Below are 4,944 nucleotides of genomic sequence, written 5' to 3'. Positions count from 1 at the left end.
GCCGTGGATCGTGACGGTGGTGGATCTGTTGTGGGGCGCAACCCTGGCCGCGTCGGTCGGCTATCTGGGATTTCTGGCTGGCAAGTGGCTTCGTTGAACGGCGTCGCCCAAGCGACGAAAAAGCCCCTGGTGACCGTGGTCGCTAGGCAGGGCGCGAGTGACTGGCGAGTCGCTCTCGGGCAAGTTGCTCGACGGCCCTGAGATCGACCTTGCCCGTGCCGAGTAGCGGCATGTCGTCCACTTCAAAAAAGCTGTCCGGGGAGGGAATCCACAACAGCGGCATACCGCTTTCCTGCATGGCTTGGCAGATTCCAAGAGGCGATTGCCCCATTGGCTTGTGCAAGACCAGTAATCGCTCACCCCTACGAGCATCGGCCACGGCCGTTACTGCGACTGTAACATGGTCCGGGTCGGATTGTATGGTGCGGGCGATTGCGTCTTCAACGCCCATGTGCGGCACCATTTCGCCGCCAATCTTCGAGAAGCGACTTTGGCGGCCGGTGATTTGGATGAAGCCCTCATCATCGATCACCGCGATGTCGCCCGTGCTGTACCAGCCGTCGCGCAAGGCCAGCTCATTCAGATCAGGGCGCCCCAAGTAGCCCTTCATAACATTTGGACCGCGAATGCTGAGTAAACCCGGCTTACCAGGCGGCACAACATCGCCGGTCTCGATATTCGTCACTTTGGCCTCGACGCCTGGTAGCGGGCGTCCGACCGTGCCCTCCCTGCAGCCACAGCCGCCGTCATCCGCTGCACGACCAGGCGGGACGTTGATCGCGGCAATCGGTGAAAGCTCAGTCGCACCATAGCCCTCGATCGGCCGCACGCCGAACTTCTCTTCAAAGGCGTCAGCTAGTTCATGCGGCAACCGCTCAGCGCCGCACACGACGATGTCGAGCGCGGTCAAATCCGTGGCCGTGCAACGCTTCAGATAGTTGCGGAGGGTCGTGGGCGTTCCAACAATGATGGTCACGTGTTCCTCTCGGCAGAGCCTTCCGATGGTGCCAGCCTCCAGCGGATTAAAGTGATAGGCGACGCTACCGTCCAAGCACATCACGCCCCACAGAGTGACCGTGTAACCGAACGAATGGAAAAACGGGAGTACGCCGAGCACCTGGTCATCCCTTCGCAACCGGAGCACTTGATTGAGTGCCGCGATGTTCGATCCGACATTGCCGTGCGAGAGCATGACGCCCTTGGGATCGCCAGTCGACCCGGAGGTGAACACGATCGTCAGTAAGTCATCGTCACGAATGCGGTTTAGGCCCAGCAAGCGTTCGAGCAGCCATAGAGGAGTAGCGAGCCCCTGAATAACGCCCAGCAGCTTATCGCTGAGCCGGACATGCGGAAGAAGGGATTCCAGCGCAATTAACTTTGCGTCAACCTCGATCGGCATTCGCTCGAGTACTCGCTGGCTAGTGATGACGTGACGGATGCCTGCCTGCGCGATGCACGAGTTGAGCTGCGATTGGCGAAGCGTGTAATTGAGATTGACGACGACGCGACCGGCCAGCGTCAAGGCGAAATTCACGAGGGCGCCGCCGGCCGACGGCGGCAGCAGAATGCCCACGACTCGTTCGTCGTCTGTCAGAACGTCTCGCAGCAGCAAGCGACGCAGGATCAGCGAACGGACGAGCAGGCTCCCGCCGGAGAGACGCGTACCCCCACTATCGACCATCCGCTGCCGGCGCAGCGTTCCACGGCAAGAGAGCAACAGCCCACGAACGAGATTCATGCAACCTTTATCCAAGAAGGGAAGCCCCGCTGATCCGTCTCTGGTCCGGCAGCCGTCGAACGACAAGCGATCTATGGTAGTGCATCTGGTCGACATACAGGCGCTTCGTTTCGGGGCTGAGCCACCAGGATAAGAAAAGTAGCGACCCGGGGGTTGACTCTTCGATCTGGCTGCTACTGTATCTGCGCCATGATTTGTGAATGCCGTGGGGTAACGAGATGATTTCGAAACTGCTGGAAAGTTGTGACGGTTGGCGGCATTTCATCTTTCTGCTGGCACTCGCAGCGGCCACCGACGGACGTGCCGAAGAGACGTCGACGACCTGGCCGCAATGGCGTGGCCCAGCACGCGATGGGAAGATCGTGTCCACGCCCTGGCCGGAAAAGCTCAACTTTGAACTTCGTTGGCGAAAAGACCTGGGCCCGAGTTACTCGGGACCGGTGATCGCTGAGGATCGCGTCTTCACGACCGAGACTCGCAATGAGCGAGACGAGATTTTGCTGGCGTTCGATCGGAAGAGCGGCAAAGAGCTTTGGCGGACGGAATGGGCTGGCGCAATGAACGTGCCCTTCTTTGCGAAGAGCAATGGCGATTGGATTCGCGCCACACCGGCGTACGATGGCAAATCGCTGTATGTGGCCGGCATGCGGGACGTGCTGGTATCGCTCGATGCTGGCTCCGGCGACGAGAACTGGCGTGTGGACTTTGTCGAGCGATTTAAGAGTCCCTTGCCCGCCTTTGGATTCGTCTGCTCGCCCTTGGTGACGGCTGAAGCCGTCTATGTTCAAGCCGGTGCTGGTTTGGTCAAGCTTGACCGTAACACTGGAGAAACGCAATGGCGATCATTGGCCGATGAGGGAGGCATGTGGGGGAGCGCCTTCTCGTCCCCTCTCTTGACGGAGATCGCTGGACAGGAACAGCTACTCGCGCAAACGCGCACTCGGTTAGTGGGAGTTAATCCAAAGGACGGCGCAGAGCTTTGGACCCGAGACATCGAGGCCTTTCGGGGCATGAACATTTTGACGCCGACCGTATACGACGACTCGGTCATCACTTCCTCTTATGGCGGTAAGACGATCCTCCATCGTCTGAACTCTGTGAACGGAACCATCACCGTCGACTCGGCCTGGGAGGACGGTTCGCAAGGGTATATGTCCTCGCCATTGATCATTGAGGATCATGCGTTTTTGCATTTGCGCAATCGTCGATTCGCATGTTTCGATCTGCGTTCAGGAAAGCAGACTTGGCGCACCACTCCGTTCGCCGAATATTGGAGCCTGGTCGCCAATGGCGACCGAATCTTAGCACTCGATTGCGAAGGGCAGCTTCGCCTGATTCGTGCCAATCCAGAACGGTACGAAGAACTTGACAGCGTAAAAGTGGCGGATGCTCCGACTTGGGCGCATCTGGCGGTCTGCGGTGACGAAGTCGTCGTTCGTGAGTTAAATGCACTGTCGAGCTACCGCTGGCGGAGTGAGTGACGTCGTTGAACGGCGGTTCACCTCGTGTTTCGCACGCTCGCCGCCCACATGTGGAAAGCTGCGGCCCCCCAGGACTTTGGGACAGCGGCGGGGGCCTTGGTTGCGCTGGTTTGGGCGGGACGCTTCGCAGATCCACGAGCCGAGGAACCTACTAGCCGTAGCGCTGATTGCCACGACCAGTGCATCCGTATTGAGAATCATCACGAATGAAGCCGCAAACGACTACGCGCTTGCTCGCTAATCGCCAACACGGCCGGGTGCTTCAAGCGACGTTCCAACGAGATGGCATAGAAGCGTTCCTTGATGCCTTGAACGATGCCAATGGATTGAAGTGAGAACTGCTGGCAGACTTCGGCCTCCACCACCGTGGGCACGGGGAGCAGTGCACCACCTTCGCGACCAAAAAACTTCATTAGCGCACTGTCGTCGAATTCCGCTTTGATCGCCGGGCGAATTCCTTGGGCGTCGAACCACTGGTCGAGCGAGCGGCGCAACATCGTGCTTTCGGTCGGCAGGAAGAAAGGCGCGCGATCGAGCGAATTCGGGAAGTCTTGACGATAGGCTTTCGCTACCGCGGCAGCGCCCACGATCGAGACGCCACTTTCGCCCAGCAGATGGCTAAAGGCCCGCACCTTAATCGCCGGATTGAGCGGTACATCCGCCAGCACGACATCCAGGCGGTGCAATGCGAGTTCCGAGAGCAGGTGCTCCGTCTTCCCCTCGTGGCAAACGATGCGGACCTCCGGCAGCAGCATTGCCGGGCGCAGTAGTAAGAGGGCCACAGCCTTAGGCAGCACATCGGCAACGCCCACCTGGAGGCGCAGCGATCGGCCGATGGGCGACCCAGATAAGCCGTCCAGCATTTCTCGGCCGAGTGCAAAAATCTCGTCGGCATAGCGGAACACAACTTGTCCGGTGGCTGTCAGGGCCAGACCGCGACCAACCCGCTCGAATAGCTTCTGTCCGATGGCCTGTTCCAACTGACGCAGCTGACCGCTGACCGTGTGCTGGGCCAGTAAGAGTTTCTCGCCGGCTGCCACCACGCTCCCCAGCTTGGCCACGGTCCAGAAGGTGTGCAGGTGGTAATAGTCGAGCGGTTCCATGGCTGGATTATATCGGTACTTCCGATAGGTCAATGCAAGACTTCCGATGTGTCGATACGCCAGAGAAGCCGTATTCTATTTCGTAAACATCAGCGATCTACTCCCACAATCGACGGAGACCACGGAATGCGAATCAGCTTTCACAAGCAAGGGATTGAGTTGGACGACGCCCAGCGCGAACACGTCGAGCTGCGGCTCCAGTTTGCCCTGGGGCGTTTCGTCCCCCGGGTCACGCACGTGGCGGTCCACGTGGCCGACACCAACGGCCGTCGCGGCGGTGTCGACAAGCGCTGCCGGCTAGTGACACGCGTGACAGGGCTCGACGAGTTAGTCGTCGAGGACCACGACCAGAGCTTCTACGTGCTGATCGATCGCGTCACCGAGCGTCTGGGACATACCGTCGGACGGCGTTTAGAACGCGAGCGCTTCGGCAAAGAGCGAGTTGCGTTTGATGGCCAGTCATCCCGTACCACCGACAATCTGGAACCGTAAAGCCCTGCCAGCATTTCCCCGTGCCCCTCTCTTTTTTGGTTCTTCACCCAATTCCGGGGAAAGCCTGGCGGATTTTGAGAAAGAAGTAGTTGTCGTCTCGGTAGCCGTAGGCCATACGTTTGAGGACTTT

The 4,944-nt window shown here is 59.2% G+C and carries 4 protein-coding genes; 2 read left to right on the top strand and 2 right to left on the bottom strand.

Annotated features, from left to right (window positions below; genetic code table 11):
• Positions 1 to 142 precede the first annotated feature (142 nt).
• Positions 143 to 1,738 carry an AMP-binding protein gene (locus SGJ19_11985; GenBank protein ID MDZ4780965.1) on the bottom strand — a complete coding sequence of 532 codons (1,596 nt, stop codon included), beginning with the start codon at positions 1,736 to 1,738 and terminating at the stop codon, positions 143 to 145.
• Between the two features lie 218 nt (positions 1,739 to 1,956).
• On the opposite strand from SGJ19_11985, the gene SGJ19_11980 reads away from it, so the two are divergent.
• Positions 1,957 to 3,219: a PQQ-binding-like beta-propeller repeat protein gene (locus SGJ19_11980; protein ID MDZ4780964.1), complete on the top strand. Its 1,263-nt coding sequence runs from the start codon at positions 1,957 to 1,959 to the stop codon at positions 3,217 to 3,219.
• A 200-nt stretch (positions 3,220 to 3,419) separates the two neighbouring features.
• Here SGJ19_11980 and nhaR read toward each other — a convergent pair whose 3' ends face one another.
• Complete coding sequence (gene nhaR, locus SGJ19_11975; GenBank protein MDZ4780963.1) at positions 3,420 to 4,322, bottom strand: transcriptional activator NhaR; 903 nt, start codon at positions 4,320 to 4,322, stop codon at positions 3,420 to 3,422.
• A gap of 126 nt (positions 4,323 to 4,448) precedes the next feature.
• On the opposite strand from nhaR, the gene SGJ19_11970 reads away from it, so the two are divergent.
• On the top strand, positions 4,449 to 4,814 hold the full coding sequence (locus SGJ19_11970; protein MDZ4780962.1) for an HPF/RaiA family ribosome-associated protein: 366 nt from the start codon (positions 4,449 to 4,451) through the stop codon (positions 4,812 to 4,814).
• The last annotated feature ends 130 nt before the right edge of the window (positions 4,815 to 4,944 follow it).

The sequence above is a fragment of the Planctomycetia bacterium genome (assembly GCA_034440135.1).
Lineage (GTDB): Bacteria > Planctomycetota > Planctomycetia > Pirellulales > JALHLM01 > JALHLM01.
The sequence above is the reverse complement of the archived record's forward strand: the minus strand, read 5'-3'. Positions and strand labels throughout refer to the sequence as shown.

Excerpts from the sequence above, each read along its gene's own strand:
- SGJ19_11970 (MDZ4780962.1), top strand. The coding sequence starts at position 4,449 with ATGCGAATCAGCTTTCACAAGCAAGGGATTGAGTTGGACGACGCCCAG.
- SGJ19_11980 (MDZ4780964.1), top strand. The coding sequence starts at position 1,957 with ATGATTTCGAAACTGCTGGAAAGTTGTGACGGTTGGCGGCATTTCATC.
- nhaR (MDZ4780963.1), bottom strand. The coding sequence starts at position 4,322 with ATGGAACCGCTCGACTATTACCACCTGCACACCTTCTGGACCGTGGCC.
- SGJ19_11985 (MDZ4780965.1), bottom strand. The coding sequence starts at position 1,738 with ATGAATCTCGTTCGTGGGCTGTTGCTCTCTTGCCGTGGAACGCTGCGC.